The sequence below is a fragment of the Sphingobacterium bovisgrunnientis genome (genome assembly GCF_009829085.1).
Classification (GTDB): Bacteria; Bacteroidota; Bacteroidia; order Sphingobacteriales; family Sphingobacteriaceae; genus Sphingobacterium; species Sphingobacterium bovisgrunnientis.
Map to the genome: position 1 here is coordinate 1 of NZ_WUQY01000249.1, position 315 is coordinate 315.

Genomic DNA, 315 nt, shown 5'->3' on the forward strand with positions numbered 1-315 from the left:
CCAAATCTCTTCCCGACTCAAGATAACAGGAAGCTTTTTCTCTTTGGAAATAGACGGTAGATGAAGATGGTCGTACGGAAGATTTTCGGTTTTTAATAGAAATCGAAGACCATAGACAGTGTGCTTAAAATACGTTTGAGATGGACTTTTGCTTCTTTGCTGCAAGTGATAAAGGTAGTCTTGAACTTGTTCAGCATCTATCTCAGTGGGAAGACTTCCAAAATGTAATGCCATCGCAGCCACATGACGGCTATAGCATTCGAAGGTACGTTTACTACGGCCTAAGACTGAAATATTACGCTCAAATCGTTGCAA

The 315-nt window shown here is 40.6% G+C and carries 1 protein-coding gene; it reads right to left on the reverse strand.

The window, feature by feature from the left end; all coding sequences use genetic code 11:
• On the reverse strand, nucleotides 1–315 hold a 315-nt coding region (locus GOQ16_RS17470), incomplete at both ends, for a phage integrase N-terminal SAM-like domain-containing protein (protein ID WP_204987534.1).